Source organism: Priestia megaterium, assembly GCF_041941685.1.
GTDB classification, from domain to species: domain Bacteria; phylum Bacillota; class Bacilli; order Bacillales; family Bacillaceae_H; genus Priestia; species Priestia megaterium_C.
This window is the reverse complement of record NZ_CP130958.1, coordinates 1,275,034-1,296,106: the sequence shown is the minus strand read 5'-3', so window position 1 is coordinate 1,296,106 and position 21,073 is coordinate 1,275,034. Positions and strand designations below refer to the sequence as shown.

General features: G+C 37.8%; 23 protein-coding genes, 1 pseudogene and 1 riboswitch. Of the genes and pseudogenes, 5 read left to right on the top strand and 19 right to left on the bottom strand.

Going from position 1 to position 21,073, the window contains the following annotated elements; translation table 11 throughout:
- Window positions 1–145: 145 nt before the first annotated feature.
- Window positions 146–340, bottom strand: coding sequence for a hypothetical protein (locus Q5794_RS06785; RefSeq protein WP_214985562.1), 195 nt, complete (start codon window positions 338–340; stop codon window positions 146–148).
- Window positions 341–357: 17 nt separating this feature from the next.
- Window positions 358–1,203 (bottom strand): patatin family protein, encoded by an 846-nt coding sequence (locus Q5794_RS06780; protein WP_374988916.1) that lies wholly within the window; start codon window positions 1,201–1,203, stop codon window positions 358–360.
- A gap of 306 nt (window positions 1,204–1,509) precedes the next feature.
- Between Q5794_RS06780 and Q5794_RS06775 the strand changes: the two genes are divergently transcribed.
- On the top strand, window positions 1,510–1,695 hold the full coding sequence (locus Q5794_RS06775) for a DUF2187 family protein (protein WP_013055988.1): 186 nt from the start codon (window positions 1,510–1,512) through the stop codon (window positions 1,693–1,695).
- Between the two features lie 316 nt (window positions 1,696–2,011).
- Window positions 2,012–2,245, top strand: a complete 234-nt coding sequence (locus Q5794_RS06770; RefSeq protein WP_028407907.1) for a hypothetical protein — start codon at window positions 2,012–2,014, stop codon at window positions 2,243–2,245.
- A 33-nt stretch (window positions 2,246–2,278) separates the two neighbouring features.
- Here the strand turns inward: Q5794_RS06770 and Q5794_RS06765 are convergent, their stop codons facing one another.
- From Q5794_RS06765 to Q5794_RS06715, 11 genes are all read right to left on the bottom strand, one after another.
- Window positions 2,279–2,980 carry an NAD(P)H-binding protein gene (locus Q5794_RS06765; protein ID WP_192996934.1) on the bottom strand — a complete coding sequence of 234 codons (702 nt, stop codon included), beginning with the start codon at window positions 2,978–2,980 and terminating at the stop codon, window positions 2,279–2,281.
- Between the two features lie 68 nt (window positions 2,981–3,048).
- Window positions 3,049–3,546, bottom strand: a complete 498-nt coding sequence (gene queF, locus Q5794_RS06760) for a preQ(1) synthase (RefSeq protein ID WP_013055985.1) — start codon at window positions 3,544–3,546, stop codon at window positions 3,049–3,051.
- Between the two features lie 98 nt (window positions 3,547–3,644).
- The gene (gene queE / locus Q5794_RS06755) at window positions 3,645–4,376 is read right to left on the bottom strand and encodes a 7-carboxy-7-deazaguanine synthase QueE (RefSeq protein ID WP_082603757.1); all 732 of its coding nucleotides are present in this window, start codon (window positions 4,374–4,376) and stop codon (window positions 3,645–3,647) included.
- Window positions 4,369–4,809, bottom strand: coding sequence for a 6-carboxytetrahydropterin synthase QueD (queD, locus tag Q5794_RS06750; RefSeq protein ID WP_164797401.1), 441 nt, complete (start codon window positions 4,807–4,809; stop codon window positions 4,369–4,371). The genes queE and queD overlap by 8 nt, the downstream gene beginning before the upstream one ends.
- The gene (queC, locus tag Q5794_RS06745) at window positions 4,809–5,474 is read right to left on the bottom strand and encodes a 7-cyano-7-deazaguanine synthase QueC (protein ID WP_043979622.1); all 666 of its coding nucleotides are present in this window, start codon (window positions 5,472–5,474) and stop codon (window positions 4,809–4,811) included. The genes queD and queC overlap by 1 nt, the downstream gene beginning before the upstream one ends.
- 230 nt (window positions 5,475–5,704) lie before the next feature.
- Window positions 5,705–5,748: riboswitch (PreQ1 riboswitch) on the bottom strand.
- 70 nt (window positions 5,749–5,818) lie between these two features.
- Window positions 5,819–6,940, bottom strand: coding sequence for an endospore germination permease (locus tag Q5794_RS06740; RefSeq protein ID WP_374988915.1), 1,122 nt, complete (start codon window positions 6,938–6,940; stop codon window positions 5,819–5,821).
- 26 nt (window positions 6,941–6,966) lie between these two features.
- A complete protein-coding gene (locus tag Q5794_RS06735) occupies window positions 6,967–7,203 on the bottom strand; it encodes a hypothetical protein (RefSeq protein WP_214985558.1) in 237 nt (78 codons plus the stop codon).
- 11 nt (window positions 7,204–7,214) lie between these two features.
- The gene (locus Q5794_RS06730; protein WP_372584111.1) at window positions 7,215–7,607 is read right to left on the bottom strand and encodes a Ger(x)C family spore germination C-terminal domain-containing protein; all 393 of its coding nucleotides are present in this window, start codon (window positions 7,605–7,607) and stop codon (window positions 7,215–7,217) included.
- A gap of 2 nt (window positions 7,608–7,609) precedes the next feature.
- A complete protein-coding gene (locus Q5794_RS06725) occupies window positions 7,610–8,413 on the bottom strand; it encodes a Ger(x)C family spore germination protein (protein ID WP_374988914.1) in 804 nt (267 codons plus the stop codon).
- A gap of 24 nt (window positions 8,414–8,437) precedes the next feature.
- Complete coding sequence (locus Q5794_RS06720) at window positions 8,438–9,907, bottom strand: spore germination protein (protein WP_311591735.1); 1,470 nt, start codon at window positions 9,905–9,907, stop codon at window positions 8,438–8,440.
- Window positions 9,908–9,913: 6 nt separating this feature from the next.
- A complete protein-coding gene (locus tag Q5794_RS06715; protein WP_311591737.1) occupies window positions 9,914–10,036 on the bottom strand; it encodes a hypothetical protein in 123 nt (40 codons plus the stop codon).
- Window positions 10,037–10,243: 207 nt separating this feature from the next.
- On the opposite strand from Q5794_RS06715, the gene Q5794_RS06710 reads away from it, so the two are divergent.
- Window positions 10,244–10,963 carry a 3-ketoacyl-ACP reductase gene (locus Q5794_RS06710; RefSeq protein WP_025749429.1) on the top strand — a complete coding sequence of 240 codons (720 nt, stop codon included), beginning with the start codon at window positions 10,244–10,246 and terminating at the stop codon, window positions 10,961–10,963.
- 63 nt (window positions 10,964–11,026) lie between these two features.
- Here Q5794_RS06710 and Q5794_RS06705 read toward each other — a convergent pair whose 3' ends face one another.
- The 3 genes from Q5794_RS06705 to nhaC form a co-directional block, all read right to left on the bottom strand.
- Window positions 11,027–11,152 carry a DUF6254 family protein gene (locus Q5794_RS06705; protein WP_013082238.1) on the bottom strand — a complete coding sequence of 42 codons (126 nt, stop codon included), beginning with the start codon at window positions 11,150–11,152 and terminating at the stop codon, window positions 11,027–11,029.
- 87 nt (window positions 11,153–11,239) lie between these two features.
- Window positions 11,240–12,121 (bottom strand): S9 family peptidase, encoded by an 882-nt coding sequence (locus Q5794_RS06700; RefSeq protein WP_057241748.1) that lies wholly within the window; start codon window positions 12,119–12,121, stop codon window positions 11,240–11,242.
- Window positions 12,122–12,414: 293 nt separating this feature from the next.
- Window positions 12,415–13,797 (bottom strand): Na+/H+ antiporter NhaC, encoded by a 1,383-nt coding sequence (gene nhaC / locus Q5794_RS06695; protein ID WP_214985554.1) that lies wholly within the window; start codon window positions 13,795–13,797, stop codon window positions 12,415–12,417.
- Window positions 13,798–14,216: 419 nt separating this feature from the next.
- Here nhaC and Q5794_RS06690 point away from each other — a divergent pair, with 419 nt between their 5' ends.
- On the top strand, window positions 14,217–16,328 hold the full coding sequence (locus tag Q5794_RS06690; protein WP_374988913.1) for an AAA family ATPase: 2,112 nt from the start codon (window positions 14,217–14,219) through the stop codon (window positions 16,326–16,328).
- 50 nt (window positions 16,329–16,378) lie between these two features.
- Here the strand turns inward: Q5794_RS06690 and Q5794_RS06685 are convergent, their stop codons facing one another.
- A complete protein-coding gene (locus Q5794_RS06685; protein WP_214985553.1) occupies window positions 16,379–16,648 on the bottom strand; it encodes a hypothetical protein in 270 nt (89 codons plus the stop codon).
- Window positions 16,649–16,989: 341 nt separating this feature from the next.
- Here Q5794_RS06685 and Q5794_RS06680 point away from each other — a divergent pair, with 341 nt between their 5' ends.
- A complete protein-coding gene (locus Q5794_RS06680) occupies window positions 16,990–18,573 on the top strand; it encodes a PAS domain S-box protein (protein ID WP_214985551.1) in 1,584 nt (527 codons plus the stop codon).
- Window positions 18,574–18,597: 24 nt separating this feature from the next.
- On the opposite strand, the pseudogene Q5794_RS06675 reads toward Q5794_RS06680, so the two are convergent.
- Both Q5794_RS06675 and Q5794_RS06670 read right to left on the bottom strand, forming a co-directional pair.
- A pseudogene (locus Q5794_RS06675) lies at window positions 18,598–20,291 on the bottom strand (M3 family oligoendopeptidase).
- A 170-nt stretch (window positions 20,292–20,461) separates the two neighbouring features.
- Window positions 20,462–20,932 carry a MarR family winged helix-turn-helix transcriptional regulator gene (locus Q5794_RS06670; protein ID WP_013082231.1) on the bottom strand — a complete coding sequence of 157 codons (471 nt, stop codon included), beginning with the start codon at window positions 20,930–20,932 and terminating at the stop codon, window positions 20,462–20,464.
- Between the last annotated feature and the right edge of the window lie 141 nt (window positions 20,933–21,073).

Here is a 21,073-nt window from a genome sequence, read left to right as displayed (position 1 = left end):
TATCCCTCCTATAGCTGCACACATTTATTCGCTCTTACCGTACGTTATTAAATAAACGCACAAGCACTTGTAACAGTATATTCTCTACTGTACAGGCTCATACATCCATTATATAAGGCATAATCAAATAATGCCATCATTTCGTTTAACTCCTAGGAATTTCTAGATACGTATAGGTAAAATCGCCTCCGCGTCCGGCTATTCCTCGGAAATGTTTGAAATCAGGCCGGTTTACTAAAAAAGGTCGAAAAACAAGAAAGTCCTCTTTTTTGACTTTAATTTCGGTTACTTTTCCTTCACTTAACTCATTCAACATGTTTATTACTGTTTGTTCATCCATTCAGTTTCACCTCGCTTTTAACTGTTCAGCCAATTTTGCAGAGATGCAAATTGAGCTTCAGCTTCTTTATACCCTTGGTTGTAAAGAGCGTCGAGACGCTCACGATTCTTCTCAATTCGCCCTACTACAAGAGGGGTTTGCGGACGAATCACAAAGATATTCCCCTGTCTTTCCTGCTCTTCAATATATGACAATGTTTCATTATACAATTTATAGCGGTTCTCAAGCGCACGAGTCAGCCCATCATAATGACGATATTTGCGTTTCAATAACCAAAGCATATTTGATTTCTTTTTTCGATATCCTTCGTTTCGCGTTAGCACAACAATATTTTTTCTATATCCATCCTGCACTGCTTTTTTGATTGGAATCGGATCACTGATTCCTCCGTCTAACAGCTCTTTTCCTTTATATGTAACGACAGGTGCTAAAAATGGAAGGGAACTAGAAGCGCGAACCGCTGTCAAAATGTCCCGGTCATACTCATCAAAATAAACGGGTTCTCCCGTCACGCAGTCCGTTGCTCCTACTACAAGCTTCTCTGTACGCTCAGCAAATGCCTCAAAGTCAAATGGAAGAAGCTGATTAGGAATTTCATCAAAAACGAAATCCATTCCAAATATCTCTTTTGTTTTAAAATAATTTTTCCACGACAAGTAGCGAGGATTCTCTAAAAAATCTAAATTAGCTTTGCGACTTCTTCCTATTTGTCTAGATAAATAAGAAGTGGCATGACAAGCGCCGGCTGAAACGCCAATTACATACGGAAGGTACAGATTTCTTTCCATAAAGTAATCTAAAACTCCAGTTGTATAAAGGCCTCTCATACCGCCTCCTTCGAGCACGAGTCCAGTATCTTTCAATTTCTACACCTTCTAATTCTTATAATTTATGACAAGATTATACCTCGTTTATTATAACGAAAGATGAACAAAGATGGAACTGTCCTGCTTCTCTCTTTCGTTAAAGCTACCAATTCCTTTTATTTCTCAGCACATTTTACTTATTTTTCAATTTTATTTTATATTTTTTCAAAAAACCCTTTACTAATTCCCAGTTTTAAGGCAAAATTGTAAAAAAGAAAACGCTAACTAGTTTTACTATTTTTAAAATTAAAATTATTGAAAAAATTTATAATGAACTAATTTAAAACAAAGGAGCGATGAATCATGAAAATAGCAGAGGTAGGAAACTTGATAGAATTTAAAAATGGCCTACAGGGTATTGTCGAAAAAGTAAATGAAAATTCCGTGATTGTGGATTTGACTTACATGACAAACTACCGCGATTTAGACTTAGAACAGCGAACTGTTGTGAACCACAAAAATTACACCATCATTAATCCAGCTATGTAAAGGAAAAAAGCAGCCGGAAAGCAAAAGCGGTTGCTTTTTTATTGATTTTGAAAGAATTGATTCTTTTGTTCTTCTGTAATAATCCCCAGCTTATACATGAGGTAAATATACTGTTGCACCTTAACATCCTTCGAACTTTTTTTCACTGTACTCCCTCTTTTCTAAAATGTTTCTTTATACAATAATATATGGCTGAGACAAAAAAAGTTTCCTTAAAGAAACAAAAACAGGCCCCATTTTTTCTTGAAAGGGGCTTATTTTCGTGTGACAATAAGAACAAGCTACTACTATCTTCTTACCGAAAGGAATTACTAGCATGTTTGATACTGTATTGTTTATCGTTGCTCTTATTGTCATTCTTTTTTTCATCGTGCAGTTCGTTTTTAAACGCAAACAAACTTCAAATAAAAAAACATCCGTTGAACCCATGAATTATGCCGAAGAAGATTCTAACTCCTACACAAGCTGGAGTGAATCTGCTTCTAACCACGATCATGATGGCGATGGAGATAGTGGTGGAGATGGAGATGCGGATGGTGACGGAAGATAGAAAAAAAGCCCCTTCTTATGAAGAGGCTTTTCTTTATTTTGATAATACTCGCTTGCCGTTGGTAAACGAATAATAGCATTCACCTGTATAAATGTCTTGGCTTTCATGTACATGAACCCCACATTTATCTTCAAGAGCAGCTTTCATCATCGATTTGGCTACGTTATACGCTTTAATTGGACGATACTTTCTCCACTTTCCTACAAGGCAAAATGAACACGACTTTAACGTGTATCCCCCAATCTTTTCAAATAGGCGAAACTCTTGGCGCTTGCCTAATAATAACGATGGGCGGAAAAAGTGAGTAGAACGGATATACAAGCTTGCGATATCTTCTTCTACTTGCCCCTTTACTTTACTGTAAAAGAATGGCGAACGAAGATCAGCACCAATTGCTGTAATCGTTAAAAAGTTTTTGCAGCGATATTTTTCTGCACATTTAGCTGCTTTTAAAGGAAATTCGTAGTCCACTTTAATGAATTTCGCTTTTGTTTTTGCTTTTTTCATTGTCGTGCCTAAACAGCAATATACATCATCAACTGCAAAGCATTCTTCGTGCTTATCAAGCTCTGAAAAATCAATTTCAAGCTGACGTAGCTTTGTGTGTTCGATTGGTAGCTTTTTTCGAACAAACACTGTCACATGGCTATATAAGCTGTTGCTTAATAACATTTTTAAAAGTTCTTGACCAACAAGTCCGCTTGCACCTAATACTAATGCTGATCTCTGTGACATTCTTTCACCTTCTCACCTGTTGTTTTTGCAATGGAAAACAGGTTGCATACACAACCTGTTTGTTCAAATTAACGATTATCAATTGTTTCTGGGTATAAATCATGATTCATCAGGCGATAATTAGCCATTTCTTCATACTTCGTACCGGGACGGCCATAGTTTGTATATGGATCAATTGAAATTCCGCCGCGTGGTGTGAATTTTCCCCATACTTCAATATATCTTGGATTCATCAGTTTAATTAAGTCATTCATAATAATGTTCATACAGTCTTCATGGAAATCTCCATGGTTACGGAAGCTGAACAAATAAAGCTTTAACGACTTGCTTTCCACCATTTTTTCATCTGGAATGTAGCTAATATAAATGGTTGCGAAATCCGGCTGACCTGTTTTTGGGCATAAGCTCGTAAATTCCGGACAGTTGAATTTCACAAAATAATCACGATTTGGATGTTTGTTATCAAATGCTTCTAGAATCTCTGGTGAATATTCAAACAAATAGTTTGTACCTTGATTTCCAAGGAGAGATACACCTTCTAATTCTTCATCTTTTCGACCGCTCATTTGCATTTCCTCTCTTTCTACGATTGTCATTCTAACAGCGTTTTTTTATTTTGTATACATCTGTTTTTATTTTTCTTTGTAAATTTTTTGCTATGCGCTTACACGCCTCGTTTATTTCCCCAAACAAGGGCGTGAACCTGCGGCAGAACTCTTACATCGTTCATGTTTTTAGCTGCCACTGCCTTATCGATTAACCACTCATACTTTTTAAGCAATTCTTGTGTTAACGACGCATTATCGATTGTCGTTAAGTCCTCGTTGCCTACTTGAACAAAAAATGGAACCTCAGGATAACGTTCATGAACAGCCCCTGCATACTCAAAGTCCTCATCATTAAATACAACGACTTTTATGCTTATATGCGCCATGCGTTTTTCCTTTATTAATGTCTCTATAATATCGTCTAATACGGAGAAATTTGTTTTCATTAATGAACTTGGAGGCTTAGGAGAAATCGTTAAATCATCGATCTTTAGGAACCAATCCTGATAACGGCTTCCCTGTGTTTCGAGAGCTGCTTTTACCCCATGACTGTGCAAAAGCTCTACAAGTGAACCAATTGCCTTGATAAGCGCAGGGTTTCCTCCAGAAATGGTGACGTGATCAAAGCACTCTCCTCCAATTTCTTTTAGCTCCGTCCAAATTTGTTCTGCTGTTAGCTGACGAATATCGTTTTTAGCTGATCCATCCCATGTAAAAGCTGAATCACACCAGCTGCAGGAATAATCACAGCCTGCGGTACGAACAAACATCGTCTTACGTCCTACAACCATTCCTTCCCCTTGAATCGTTGGTCCGAATATTTCAAGTACTGGAATTGTATTAGCCACGTTTTTTCACCTTCTTTGGGCGGTAAACTACGTAACTTGTCGGCGTTTCCCGCACGAATACTTGTACGCAAGAAGGCTTATTTGGTAGTGTGTCTAGATATTCTTGAACCAACTCATAAATTTTACGGGCAACAACTTCAGTTGTAGGAAAATCATTTGGATTTTCTTCGTTAAAGATAGAATGATCGTTCAATAATGTATGATCAAATTGACCAGAAACAATTTTTTTCAATAGCGCAAAGTTTACTAAAAAGCCCGCTTCGTCTAATTTATCTCCGGCAACAGTTAGATTTACAAAATACGTATGTCCATGGACTTGACGGCATTTTCCTGCTTCTGTGTGAGGAACAAAATGTGCCGCAGCAAACTGCATATCTTTGTTCAGTTCATATTCATAGTCATGAAATACTTGAGGATACATTTGTTGCAGCATTATTTCTCTCCTCCTTCTTTTGTTTGCATGTATTGATCTAACCCGCGTTTTCGCAATTGACATGCGGGACATTCGCCGCACCCGTCAGCAACAATACCGTTGTAGCACGTTAATGTTTTTTCACGCACATATTCAAGCGCTCCTAGCTCATCCGCTAACGCCCACGTTTCTGCTTTATCAATCCACATAAGCGGCGTATGAATCACAAACTCGAAGTCCATTGATAAATTAAGCGTGACGTTTAACGATTTCACAAATACGTCTCGACAGTCTGGATATCCTGAAAAATCAGTTTCACAAACGCCTGTTACGATATGACGGCCTCCGCTGTTTTTAGCCAATACGGCTGCAAATGATAAAAATAACAGATTGCGGCCATCTACAAACGTTGTAGGCAACTCTCCTTCTTTTTGCTCGATCTCAATATCATCTCGCGTTAAGGCATTTGGTGCTAATTGATTTAAAAGTGACATATCTAGTACGGTATGCTTCACACCTAAATCAGCTGCGATAGCTTTTGCCACCTCTATCTCTTGACTATGACGCTGACCGTATTGAAAAGTAACCGTTTCTACTTCTTTAAAGTTTTTCAAAGCCCAAAATAGACATGTTGTACTATCTTGACCTCCGCTAAATACAACAATAGCTTTTTCATTTTTCATCATTATTGTTCGTCTCCTTTTTGATTGAAATCAAAAGAAGAAGAAACTTTATTGAACCGTTCGTTCCCTTTGTGACTAATTTTATAACACAAAAAAGAGACTGCTCTTTTCCAGCAATCTCCCTAAAAAGCAACTAAGATACACGTCCTCGCCAGCATACACGTCAAAAAGACGCGTTGATAGAAAAGCACGTGAAAGAAGACACGCTAAAACCGTGTCTTTTGTCATCAACGATGATCTTAGTTTTTTATAGAGGGAGTTTTCGAACCTCTCCCGTACATATACAAACGTGCACGGCGTTTCTTCTTGAATTGTCATCGTATTATACCACATGCGTATAAATAATGCTATGTTTGTTGGCTTCTATCGCCTTTAGCTGCCTTATTTTTCTTTATATAAGAAAGAGCAATAAATAACAACGGAAAACAGACGCTTAGTACAAATAAATAAAACGGCCAGTAATATTTTTCAAAATAATTGAAGTACGCTGTATTGGGAATAATGTAATACGCCACGCCTGTAATAATTAGACCTAAAGGAAAGCTTAAAAAATTGCGCACCCGTAAATTACACAATTGGACGGTACTTAACTGAATAGCATAGAACACAATGACAACTTTAAAAAAGATAGATAACATCCAAATAATAGCTACTAATACTTCAACATGCTGAATCGTTGCACCTAACGAAATCATTTTCCCTAATAAATAAACTGGGTAGCTGTGCATCGATGCAATATTCGCGCCAAGAGCTAATATACAAGCCGCAACTGCAATTGTAATCGTCAAGCCCGATGCGACAGTGCCGATAACAAACATTCTTTTTACCTTTTTTCCATCTTTTATATGAGGCGTAATCATTAGAATAAAAACCAATTCCATAAACGGGTTTCCTAAAAAATAAGTGGTCCCTAATACTAAATCACCCATGCTAAATTCAAAAAAAGGATAAAGACGATCAATTTTCATCTGAGGAATATTTAAAACAATTAACAATAAAAAGGGGACCACAATCCACGGCAAAAAGATTTCCGCGGTTCTCGCTACCACTTCAATACCTAGATACCCTCCGTATATAACAGCTAAAAGAACAAGAGCATGAATCCACGTAGGGAGCGTTTCAGGGACAATTTGAGTCGTCATAAATGTACTGATGTCTCGAAGCGAAAACGTAGACTGAATGAACATAAAGAAAATGTAAATAAGAGAAATACACGTTCCGGCATAAGGACCTAGCGCCTTTTTAGCTATTTGAATGAATGTTTGATGAGGGTAACGCTGAATCAGCCATAAAAGCACCGCAACGATTAAAAGTGCAAAGTCAATAGCAAGCACACCGCAAAACCACGCATTTTGTCTATTCGTCTCTAATAATGTAGCCGGAACTGCCAAGATGGCGCTTCCGATACAAAAAACATAAATTAGAAAAAGAAATTGTTTCGGACTAATAAATTCTTTTATTTGCATCATACACACCTCCTCTCCTACATGCTTGCTCACGTGAATAACAAATGATGAACGGTTCTAGTAAGAGGCCTAATTAGTGCTTCTAAAAAGTACAGAGGCGTAGGAACTTCTTTACGGAGTGTAATCGCTCCCCAAAAGAATAGACCCAAACCTATAAGACAAAGGTAGACGACTATCTCACGATAATACTTTTCCTTTCGGAAGTTGATCATTATTTTTTTAGTCAAATAAGCAAGCAGTACAAGTAAGGCGATAAATCCCTCCATTTTCTTTCTCCTTAATGCTTCATTTGCTTCATATATGAGTTATTTAACGTGCCTAAGCGACGGATTTGAACTTTTGCATCTAAATCGACGGTTAAATCCTCTGCGTAAATTCTGTTCCAGTCTCTTTTCATTTTGTACCATCTCTTTACATCTTGTCTGTAAAACGCTTCGCCAAAACCAAAGATATCGCTTTTATAGGTTTTTTGAGCTTTTTCTACTGCATCATTCATTTTTTCTTTTACGTCGGCTGCTGTTTTTCGTTCGAGCATATTGATTACAGCTGGGTCCTGTAAATTCACTTGACACTCTACATCAGCCACGTTCGCTTCTCCTTTTAAATCAACGTGAATATGAGGTTTATGATTTTTCATAGTAGCTGTCACCTTAACATTCGTTCGAAGCATTTCTACTCCGATGATATCATGCTTTTTTTCTTTTTTTCGCATGGAATAACAATTAACGTACTTTTTACATTTCCTGTAATATAGTTATATCCTTTACTTTCGTCTTCATTGAACCAGCCGATAAGCTTATCATTTTGAAAGACACCTAATCCTTTGAAATTGAGCAGTGTGGAAAGATTAGTGCGAGAAATGCTTGACATATCTCCTGCATTTTTCACATTGCCTTTCACCAATACCCCTGATAATACCGCCTGCTTTCCCTCGCTGGTTAAGTTACTGATCAGTTCATTTAACTTTACTCCTCTAGTAGGTGCCCAAATACGCTGTGACACGTCTAATGAAGCAAACATATGGTTAGCTGGTATTTTTTCGATTGTTGTTAATACGTTCAGAACGCTCGATGCTTTCGTGTTTTTAGCAACAACAACAAAATAATCGGTACGCACTTCATGATCCCGAGCAAAGAAATCAAGCACTTCAGCAATACCGTCTTCCGCCATGCTTTCGCTAATGACTAGCATTCGTAAATGAGAAAGATAAATTTTCCGCGGGGATTTTGTCGTTATTTTTCTTAACCCTTCCATTACAGACGAAGCCTTAATAGAAAATGTGGTAACAGAAGGCCCGTTTGTAGGGGTTTTGGCCTGAATATCACCAGGGTTAATCAGCTGAACTGTAACAATGATGCCATCTTCTGCTTTATCAATTCCGACAGCAACCGTAATGGCTAGCTCATTCAACTCTCGACTGCTCCAGCAGCCGCTTAATAGCAATGAACAGATACATAACATTAGAAATGCTTTCATAGTAAACGGCTACCTTTACACAGTTTAGTTTTTTTGCGTCTTTTGACGTGAAATATTCTTCTCGTTAATAAGCTTTGGCCTTGTTTTCATTTTTTTGATCGAACGTCTAATCAGAACATCCTTTTGATCACGCTTCACAAATGGAGCCATAGGTGTCATATAAGGGACTCCAAATGACCTTAAGCTGCATAAATGTAGAATCATTAAAATTAGCCCCAGGATAATACCGAACAAGCCAAAAGTAGCTGCTAAAACCATTAAAATAAAGCGCAGCATCCTTACTGCAATAGCCATATCATACACAGGTGACACAAAGTTACTAATAGCAGTGATAGATACAACGATAACCATTGCAGGTGAAACTAATCCCGCTTGTACGGCGGCTTCTCCTAAAACGAGTGCTCCCACAATCGAAATAGCTGAACCTACTGCTCGAGGCAATCGGACTCCCGCTTCTCGCAAAATTTCAAACGTGATTTCCATAATAAACGCTTCAATAATAGCAGGAAAAGGAACACCTTCCCTTTGAGCTGCAATACTAATTAACAAAGCAAAAGGAAGCATCTCTTGATGAAAAGTAGTTAAAGCAATATAAGCAGAAGGTGTTAAAAGGGCTAAGAAAAATGCCATGTAGCGCATTAAGCGAATCAATGTACTAATATCTGCGCGCTGGTAATAATCTTCGGCCGCTTGAAAAAATTGAATAAATAGGGCAGGAACCATTAATACAAAAGGTGTACCGTCTACTAAAATGGCTATTCGCCCCTCTAAAAGACCTGCTGCCACGGAGTCTGGACGCTCCGTATTATGCATAGTAGGAAAAGGTGTATAATCTTCATCTTGAATCAACTCTTCGATATATCCGCTCTCCAAAATACCGTCTATATCAATTTTAGAAAGACGCTCCTTTACCTCTTGAATGACCTGTTCATCCGCAATGCCGTCTATATAAACGAGCGCAATATCCGTTTTTGTAAACTCTCCTATTTGCTGAGATTCAATCCAAAGTTTTGGAGATTTTATTCGGCGCCGAATCAATGCGGTATTCGTTCGCAGTGTTTCTGTGAAACTGTCTCGAGGCCCTCTTACAACGGTCTGAGATTGTGGTTCAGAAACAGCCCTGTCTCTCCATCCTCTTGTACTTGCCACAATACACGTTTGATACCCTTCTAAAAACAGTACGGTATCTCCTGATAAAACATGAAGAAGAGCATCATCCAATGTCTTTGCTTCCATGATTTCACCCGCTGCCAAACTATAGCTTTTAATCAATTCGTACATATTAACGATGCCATCATCATGTGTTAAATGTTCATCGTGATAGTGCATAATGGAGTCCAGCGCATAGTGTTCAACTTCGTCTTTATTTACTAATCCGTCGATGTAAGCAACACCTAAAGTGAATTTTTCTTCAATCGAAATTCGAAACTCTCGCACAACTAAGTCCGTGCTCTGTCCCAGTGCTTTTTTCATGCGGGATAAATTATCTCCCACCCTCTCCTATAATTTCTGCTCTTCCTGTGTAGAAGAAGCACTAGTTTTCTTAGAGTCCTTCGATTCATCAGCTTTTTCTTTCCGCTGTTTGGATTTATTCGTTAACTCAGATAGTTTTTTTATACGCATTGTTCATCCTCCACTACATTGAACGAAAAGAAACGGAATTTCTTCTTTTTAGTCTCTATAGTTTTTGTATGAAAAGGAAATTTATACTTGAAGCCATTTTAATAATCTTTATTTTTGACATCATTTGTGCATTTCTATAGGATAGTAATGGATAATTCTTTGTTATTATGAAGAATGTTTATGCGGAACATTGAAAGGAGTCTATACATGGCACAATCACTTAAAGGCAAAGTAGCTCTTATTACAGGAGCAGGAAAAGGCATCGGTCGTTCAACTGCGATTGAATTAGCAAAAGAAGGCGTAAATATCGGTTTAATTGCTCGTACAGAGACAGATTTAAAGGCTGTTGCTTCTGAACTAGAAGCATTTGATGTACAAGTTGCTTATGCAACAGCAGATGTTTCTTCTATGGAAGAAGTAAACGCAGCAGTTGAGCATCTACATACAAAATTAGGGGCAACGGATATCTTAATCAACAATGCGGGAATCGGTAAATTCGGAAGCTTTTTAGAGCTAGACCCAGCTGAGTGGAAACAAATCATTGATGTGAATTTAATGGGCGTTTACTACGTAACGCGCGCCGTTCTACCTCAATTAATCGAAAAAAATGGTGGAGACATCATCAATATTTCATCCACTGCTGGTCAAAAAGGCGCTCCCGTTACAAGTGCTTACAGCGCTTCAAAATTTGGCGTGCTCGGCTTAACTGAATCTCTAGCGTTAGAAGTGCGCAAACACAATATTCGTGTAACAGCTCTAACACCAAGTACAGTAGCAACGGAATTAGCGTATAAAGAAAACTTAACGGATGGCAATCCTGATAAAGTGATGCAGCCTGAAGACCTAGCAGAAATTATGGTAGCACAATTAAAACTGCATCCGCGTATTTTTATCAAATCTGCGGGCATGTGGTCCACAAATCCATAAAAACATAGAAAAAGGAGAGCTTCAGCTCTCCTTTTTTGTGTCTTCCTTTATATGACGGTTACCTTATTTACGTTTAGGCGTGATTTCTTCTGATAGTTCTTCAAAAGATTTTACTTTTCCATGCGATGGGTTTTGTGATTGTTTTCGCACATTCCACTGACGCTCTTTTTGACTTTTAGACTGAGTCATTTTGCTTCATCCCCTTTTTATATGCTTACATGTAGTAGGATAAAACAAGCTGCTCTTTTCCATTCATCAAAACTGCTTCCAATTTCTTTACTGCTTAGCTAAATGTATTTTAAACCATTTATCAATTTCCGCGTTATATTGATCATAATAAGCAGTTAGCGGATGGTCTCCGTTTTTGTACAGTACATATTTGTATTCTTTTCCCTGCTCATCTAGTTGTTTCACAAGCTTTTCAGCCTGCGTGTGGTGAACTTTACGATCATGATCACCCTGTAAAATCAAAAGAGGTGAATTTACTTTGTCGCTCCAATAGACAACAGAACGACTTTTATACCTCTCTGGATACTTGGCAGGATCTCCTACAATTGTCCGCAGCACTTGTTTCATTTCAGGCCCTCTTTGATCATAGAATTGAAACATGTCTGTAATACCTGATTGTACGACAACTGCATCAAATTTAACGCCGTTTTTCATCGTTAAATACGTCATCATGCCGCCGCGTGAATATCCTAGCGCTACCTTTTGCTGGTGATTTACATAAGGAAGCTGTTCTCCCCACTTAATAAGATTTAACACATCGTCAATATCTTTACCGCCGTATGTCTCTGTCCCTTCACTTCCGCCATTTCCCCTGTATTGAGTCGCAACCACGACGTAGCCTTTACTTGCCCAATATGATAAATACTGAAGTGTTTTTGCGCGAATCATTCCATGTTCGCGATTTCCTCCGCGATTATATACTAAAAGCGGATAATGTTTGTCTGCAATGTCTTTAGGCTGTACTAAAAACCCTTTTATTTTTAAATTATCACTAGGATACGTAATGCTATATACATCTACTTTATTTGAATAAGGCGATAATAAATTCAATTTTTCTTTATTTACATCATCACTTTCAGCTCGGTTGAAAACCGCTGTCACACCGAGCACAGCTACAGTGATTAATGCAATGATGCCCCATTTTTTCAACAGAAACCCTCTCCTCAATAAATATCTTTTCTCTTTTATAATGAGTGTTTTCATTTGGCTTTACCCTTCTTAAATGTTTGCTAAAAAGGGCATTCATCCCATCGCCAATACAGCTTATTTATCATACCGCAAAACCCAAATTTCTTCATCTGTAAAGAAATAAGAATTCATACAAATACATTAACAAGAAAGACGCATAGTAAATTGTATTATTAAATTATAGATTTGAAAAGTGGAATGATACTTTTTTTGTCGTTTTTTACCTGTCCTTTTTCAAAAAGAAAAAAGCCCAGTTAAGACTGAGCTTTTTTCTTGGCAATGCCAATGCCTGTATATGCTAAAATAACTGAAAAGATCGGACATAAAATGCTAAAGAATGTAAATGGAATATAGTCAGCCGCGGGAATATTTAATGCAGTTGAAATAAAAGCGCCGCTGACACCCCACGGAATAATAGCATTAATAACCGTTCCGCCGTCTTCAAGCGTTCGTGATAAGTTCTTTGGGTCTAAGTTCCACTTTTCATACAGCGGCTTAAACGTCTGCCCAGGCAGAAGAATCGATAAATACTGTTCGCCTGTAATAACGTTCACTCCAATTGAAGATAGAAGCGTAGCAAAAATAACGTCGCCGCTGCGGCGGATTTGTTTTGCTAATCCTTCTAATAAAGCATCAATAATTCCAACCGCTCTCATCAAGCCACCTAGCGACAAGGCAATCATGATAAGGGAAATAGAAAACATCATGGACTGCAGTCCGCCTTTGTTTACAATCGCATCGACTACTTTATTTCCTGACTCTACTGCCGGGCCGCTTTGAAGAACGCCTAGCAATTGACTCAGCGTAAATTCATGCTGTGTGATCATTCCTGTAATAATGGCCGTTACAATCCCTAAAACTAACGTTGGCAATACATCGACTCTTCTCATCGAAAAAATAAGAACTAAAAGTGGAGAAAGCAACGTTAATACGTGTAAATTAAACGTATGCTTTAATGCTTCTTGAATTCCTTGAATTTCTCCGTAATTGACGCTTTCATGATTTCCGTTCATCCCAATGACCAATGCAATGATTGCTGTAATAACAATACTTGGAACCGTCGTCCACGTAATGTGCTGAATATGTTTAGGAAGCGGCACTTCAACGATACCAGAAGCAAAATTTGTTGTATCAGACAATGGAGACATCTTATCTCCAAACACAGCTCCTGAAACAATCATCCCCGCTGCTAGCCCTGGATGTACACCAATAGCAGTTCCTACGCCAAATAAAGCGACCCCTACCGTACTGACGGTTGTTAATGAACTTCCCGTGAATGTTGAAACTAATACGGTAATAACCAGAGCACTAATTAAAAAGTACTGCGGTGAAATCCAGTGAAAGCCGTAGGATAAAATCGTCGGTATCGTTCCTCCTACCATCCAAATCGCAATAAGCATCCCGATCAGCATTAAAATAAGGATAGGCTTAATGCCCAGTCTGACACCGTCTAAAATCCCTTTCTCCATTTCTGTCCACTTATATTTCAACAAAAAGCCAATTACACTAATAAATGCTACACCAAATATCAGCGGAATATGAGGCTGCAGCTTTAACGTAAATAATGAAACAAAAATAATAGCTAATAGCACCAAAACCACCGCTATTGATTGTATAAATGAAATTTCTTTTTTCATGAGGTATTCCCTTTCTATCTTTCTTTTTCACTTAAACGCTTTTATGCTTTTACGCAGTTAAGTGCAAACCTTCTTGAGTATAATTTTTATCCTTCTTGCTGTCAATAACTTATTTTATCCAACGGTAAGCTCTGCACTCATTTTTCCACTTTTCTTCTTATTAATATTAATTCCCTCTCCAAGCAGATCATTGTACAAAATGCCTCTTATGTTTTTACATGTATAGAACGGGTACACATAAAACACATCTTTTTTTAATGTACTACCTTTTTTACATAAGCGAGGAACTTCCCTCAAAAATTTTTTAAGCAAAAGACTTGAAAGTCAAAAAAGGTCAAAGTATAATAAAATTACGAAAGGTCAATAAAGGTCAAACACCTGCTGATCTTCGATTAAAATCATTTAGGGAGGCTAATTAAATGATTTGTCAAAACTGTAATAAACGTGAAGCATCTATTCAATTAAATGTACAAACAAATAACCAAAAATCTCAATATCGTTTATGTCATACATGTTATCAAGCACTTATGAAAGAACATAAAATCCCATCAGGTTTTGGAGGTGGCGGCTTTATGAACATCGATGATTTATTCAAGCAAATGTCACAAGAACAAGCTGCACCGGAACAGCCACAGCAAGGAAATGGCGGCGGCTTTTTAGACCAGTTCGGGCGAAACTTAACTCAAATTGCGAAAACAGGATTAATTGACCCTGTTATTGGCCGCGAAGAAGAAGTAGAGCGCGTCATTGAAATTTTAAATAGACGAAACAAAAACAACCCTGTACTAATCGGAGAACCCGGTGTTGGTAAAACAGCTGTTGTTGAAGGGTTAGCTTTAAAAATCGCGGAAGGAAAAGTTCCTGCCAAGCTGTTAAATAAAGATGTATATCTGTTAGATGTAGCATCTCTCGTAGCTAATACCGGCGTGCGTGGTCAATTTGAAGAGCGCATGAAGCAGTTAATTTCTGAGCTTCAACAGCGAAAAAACGTGATTTTATTTATCGATGAAATTCACCTTCTTGTAGGAGCTGGTTCAGCGGAAGGTTCAATGGACGCAAGCAATATTTTAAAACCTGCTCTTGCACGAGGCGAACTTCAAGTAGTCGGAGCTACAACTTTAAAAGAGTACCGTTCCATTGAAAAAGATGCGGCTCTTGAACGACGCTTCCAGCCCGTTATGGTTCACGAACCGTCTGTAGAAGAAGCCATTGAAATTCTAAAAGGAATTCAAAGTAAATATGAAGATTATCACGGCGTTAGCTATACAGATGAAGCGATCCGCGCTTGTGTAAATTTATCACACCGCTACATTCAAGATCGCTTCTTGCCTGATAAAGCAATTGACTTGCTAGACGAAGCAGGCTCAAAAATGAATTTACAGGCAGGCATTACAAATAAAGATGACGCGGCCGCTCGCTTAAAAGAAATTACAAAAGAAAAAGAGCAGGCGTTAAAGAATGAAAAGTATGAAGTAGCGGCAAAACTGCGCGATGAAGAAGCTGCTCTTGAAAAACAATTGAATGAAGAACAGCAAAAAATGAATGTGGATATTGCTGACATTCAAGCAATTATTGAAAAGAAAACGGGTATCCCTGTTGGTAAACTTCAAGAAAATGAATCAGCAAAAATGAAGCATTTAGCGGAGCACTTAGCTCAAAAAGTAATCGGACAGCAGGAAGCTGTAGAAAAAGTAGTAAAAGCGATTCGACGTTCTCGCGCTGGATTAAAAGCGAAGCATCGCCCAATTGGTTCATTCTTATTTGTCGGTCCAACAGGTGTCGGTAAAACAGAGTTAACCAAAACATTAGCTGAAGAACTATTCGGCTCAAAAGATGCAATGGTTCGTCTAGATATGAGTGAATACATGGAAAAACACGCGGTGTCTAAATTGATTGGTTCACCTCCTGGCTACGTAGGTCACGAAGAGGCAGGACAATTAACAGAGAAAGTACGCCGTAATCCTTATTCCATCATCTTACTAGATGAAATTGAAAAAGCTCATCCAGACGTTCAGCATATGTTTTTGCAAATTCTAGAAGACGGACGTCTAACAGACAGTCAAGGTCGCACAGTAAGCTTTAAAGACACGGTTATCATTATGACAAGTAACGCTGGTGTAGGTGAAAAGAAAATTACGGTTGGGTTTGATGCAGAAAACGACGCACTTAAGCAGGCATCCGTTTTAGATTCACTTTCATCTTATTTCAAACCAGAGTTTTTAAACCGATTTGATACAATCATTGAATTTAATCACCTTGAAAAAGATAACTTGATTAAAATCGTTGACCTTATGCTTGCTGAATTGAAAGAAACATTACAAGAACAAAACATCACGCTGAGCGTAGCAGATGAAGTAAAAGAAAAACTGGCTGAACTTGGCTATCACCCTGCATTCGGTGCTAGACCGCTCCGCCGAGCAATTCAAGAACAGCTTGAAGATCGAATTACAGATTTACTTTTAGATGACGCAGACGTATCTACAGTGAACGTAACGTTAAATGAAGCAAGCGAAATCACCGTGCAAAACTAATAGAAAAAGCGACTCTACTTGAGTCGCTTTTTCTATAGAAATACTTACGTTTATTTGCTTTCGTCGCCTGTTTTTTCATCAGCACTGTCTGCTGGTTCTTCTTGATCATCCGCCGCTTCATCCCCGGATGACTCTTCTGCTTGGTCTTGCTTCATTGTTTCCCGTGAATCATCTGTAGTTGTATCCTCCGCTTGAGTATCATCCGACTGTTCTGTTTGCTGTTCTGTGGCATCTTTTTCATCCGTTTGTGAGTTGCATGCTGTGATTAACATAATTGCTAGAAGTGATCCAAATAACTTGACTAATAAACTTTTGTTCATTTTACCGTCTCCTTTCGAATCATCTGAGCCTCTATGTAGTCACCATTCATATGGCTCTACTGGCAGTATAGCCTATCCAATTAGAAAAAAGTTCACTTTTACAAGGTTATCACAAAAGCTTTACATCCCCTTCATTTCGTTCATATTCCGGTCATATTTCCTTAATAGTTTATTGACCGGCTGCATTCTAGATCTATCTTCCTTGGTCTAAGTGCTCAATTCGGCTATTCACAAAGTTGTAACTATGCTAATATGAGTGATATATCACTATATCGTGCGACTAGATGACTATAAAGTTATTCTCCTATAAAATTATTCACCATTTAAGAAAGGGATTTTTTATGGAATCACACAACCTCATAAAAAAACGGAATTTTATTCTTTTACTTATTTTTTGGCTGCTATATTTTGTCCACATTGTGTTATACCACTTCATTGCAGCTGATCCTCATATAATTGTTTTTATAAGCGGAGGGATTTTATTACTGTTAGTGACGGCTATGTATTACTTTCGTTTTCACCCTGCCATCATTATGTATTCTTTTTTCATATGCTATTATGCCTATATTGCGTACATGACATCTATTGAACCTGCTGTTATTAATTATTTGTTTTTGTTTCTTGGAATAATTGTTAGCTTTATTTATTATAGCTATATCGCTATTGTAATTTCTACATTAATGTCCATAATAATTGTTTTGTACTTTTATGTAAGCAACACTCTTTTTACATCTGTGACTTTCGTGAAATTAGATATCGTTTATTTCATTCTATTTACGCTGATCACAATGATTATTTTGTTGTACTGTGCTCATTTCTCTAAAAAGTTGATTGCCATCACGACGGTCAAAATGAACAAAACCGAAGATGAACTGTACTCAGCTCAAGAGTATTTACAATCTTTTTTTACATACAACCGCGACGCCATTGCCGTGTTCAGTTTAGACGGTAAAGTGATTAAAGTAAACGATGCTTTTGAGCAAATATACGGATGGAAAGCGGAAGAAATTGTCGGAAAAGCCATTCCATCTATTCCTGTTGGCTTAAAAGGCGACGCTGAAAGCCGATTAGAAAGGGGTAAAAAAGGAGAAACACTGGTTGCCTTTGAAACCCAAGACAAGCGAAAAGACGGCAAAGTAATTGATGTAGAAATCACTGTTTCACCTATTTTTAATCGTGATAAACAGGTCGTTGCGCTTTTTGGTATTTCACGCGACCTTACCGAAGAAAAGGAAACAGAAAAATTTCTGCGCCAAACCGATAAGTTATCTTTAGCCGGCGAAATGGCAGCGGGAATTGCTCATGAAATTCGAAATCCGCTTACTTCTCTGAATGGGTTTATTCAGCTTATTCATGAAGACAGCAGCCGCTATCATTCTTATACAACCATCATGCTGAGCGAACTTAATCGTATTAACTCAATCGTTGGAGAATTTTTATTGCTCGCTAAACCTCATGATACGGTTATGAAAAAGCATGCATTCTCTACTATTTTAAATGACGTTATTCTTCTGTATGAATCAGAATGTATATTAAAAAATATCGTAGTTAAAACGCAGGTGGAAGCCCCGCATACATACATCTGCTGTGATGCAAATCAAATTAAGCAAGTACTCATTAATTTATTAAAAAATGCGCTCGAAGCTATGCCTAGCGGAGGAGAAATTCATTTAAACGTTACTCAGCATACTAAAGATCTTACTATTTTCATTAAAGATACAGGAGTCGGCATTCCTTCAAATTTGCTTACGCACATTCAAAAGCCTTTTTTTACCACGAAGCCCTCAGGTACCGGTCTTGGACTTGTTGTGATTAAAAACATTTTGTATCAGCATAAAGGAATATTTGAGATTAAAAGCACTGTTGGAGAAGGAACCAGCGTTACCCTTACGATTCCTCTATGGAAAGAAGGAACATGTCAATAAAAAAAGCCGCAAACGCGGCTTTTTTTATAGCTTTTTATCATCAATACTATTTAAATAGTTTTCAATTTCATCTACTACAGACTGCACGCAGCCCTCTTCGAATGGAGAGATCAAATTCGCTTCCTCTACTAATTCTAAAAACGGCTTACTTCCGCCAAGCTTACACAAATGAACGTAATCTTGCCATGCTTGTTCATCATTTTCTCGATCTTTTTTCCAAAATTGAAATGCACAAATTTGAGCGAGCGTGTAATCAATATAATAAAACGGAGACGTGTAAATATGAAGCTGGCGCTGCCAGAAGCCCCCGCTTTCTAGATAGTGATGGCCGTCATAGTTTTTAGAAGGCATATATTTCTTTTCGATTTCTCGCCACGTTTGTTTTCGTTCCGAAGGCGTCATCTCAGGGCGTTCGTATACAGCATGCTGAAATTCATCTACCGCTACCCCGTAGGGCAAGAAAGTTAAGCCTGAGCTTAAATGAGAAAACTGGTATTTATCTTTGTCTTCTTTAAAGAACAATTCCATCCAAGGCCATGTAAAATACTCCATGCTCATCGAATGAATTTCAGCTCCTTCATGCGTAGGCCAGTGATACTCATTGGTTTCCATATCTCGGCTGGAATACACTTGAAAAGCATGCCCTGCTTCATGCGTTAACACATCAATATCGCCTGATGTTCCATTAAAATTTGAAAAAATAAACGGCGCTTTGTATTCTTCAATAAACGTACAGTAGCCTCCGCCTGCTTTGCCCTTTTTAGCGACTAAATCCATCAAATTATTTTCAAGCATAAATGAAAAAAATTCGTCCGTCTCTTTAGAAAGCTCCTTATACATAACCCGTCCATTTTCAATAATCCACTTTTCATCACCTTTTGGCACTGCGTTTCCTGTTTCAAACTGAAATGGTTCATCATAATAAGTTAAGCTCTCTACTTGAATTCTTTCCTGCTGACGCTTTTTTAGTTTTTCAGTAAGGGGAACAATATACTCTTTTACTTGTTTGCGAAAAGCGGCAACCATTTCAGCATCGTAGCCTATTCTAGACATACGAGCATAGCCCACTTCTACGAAATTTTTATAGCCTAATTTTTCAGCAAGCTTGGTCCGCACTTTTACAAGCTTGTCATAAATATCATCAAATTCCTCTTCATGATCGCTAAAAAATTGAAATTTCGCTTCTGCTGCTTTTTTCTCATTTCTCGATCAGGTGACTCCATAAACGGATCGAGCTGAGCTAACGTTCTTTCTTCTCCTTCAAATACAATTTTAGCTGACGCCACTAGTTTCGTATATTGAGACGATAGCTTGTTTTCTTCCTGGAGCTCTTTTACTATTTCCGGAGAGAACGTTTTTAACTGCATTTCAGCAAGAGAGAACAGCTGCTTGCCCCACTTTTCTTCTAGTTGCTGTTTAAAAGGCGAAGAGATTAATGCTTTGTAAAATTTCTCTACATATCCTTCTAAAAGCGGCTGTGTTTCATCAAAATAATCTTGTTCTTCTTTATAAAATTCATTCGCTGTGTCGATAGAATGACGAATATAGCAGATGTTCCCCATTGTGCTGTACTGGGAATACGCATCATTTGCTAGACGAATTGCCTCGTTTTGCTGACTGACTGACGCTGCTTCCGTAAAATGTGTAATGGCCTTTTCAAACTGCTTTTCAATTTCATTCATATCAGGTCGCGTATATGTATAATCTTCAAATTTCATCATTTGTTCCCCTTCCTCTATTGTCTGTATGTAACCTAATTCGTTTTTATCCAGTTGTATTCCTGTTAATTTCAATTTTTTGTCACTTTTTATTTTTATGTCGATTGGTCATGAAAGAAGTCATAGAAAAAAACTCGTTTGTTCAACAGAAACAAACGAGCTTTCCTTAATTAATTAGTCGATTCCGGCAAAAATTCATCTGCATAGTGCCCTAGTTTCTTAAGCATCGAAATGGCAACTTCCTTTTCTTCGCTAGACAGAACGGATAAAATATCATGAATTCTTTTTTCATGACTCGGAAACATGCTTTCAATCATTTCCTTGCCCTGCTTGGTGATAGCTGCATAGGTTACACGGCGATCGTTCGGACAAGCAACGCGCTCTAAGAAACCTTTTTTCTCAAGCTTGTCTACTACATACGTAATACTGCCGCTTGCGAGTAGAATTTTTCCGCCAATTTGCTGAAGAGGCTGCTGGCCTTTGTGGTACAATAACTCTAGGACAGCAAATTCGGTTGGATTCATTCCATGCTGTTGAATAAATTTATGCACATGATCATTAATTGAACGATTGGCACGAGATAGTACAATAAATAATTTAAGAGATTGGTCTAACTCTTCTCTAGTTACATCATTCGTCATTTTAATCAGTTCCTTTAATATTATCTTGATATCAAGATAATACTAAAATTTCCCTTCAAAGTCAATCAAAGCAGGCTTATTTCATCGGTTATTCTCTCCGCTTGTACAATTTTTTTGATAAAAAATGTATATAAGTGGATT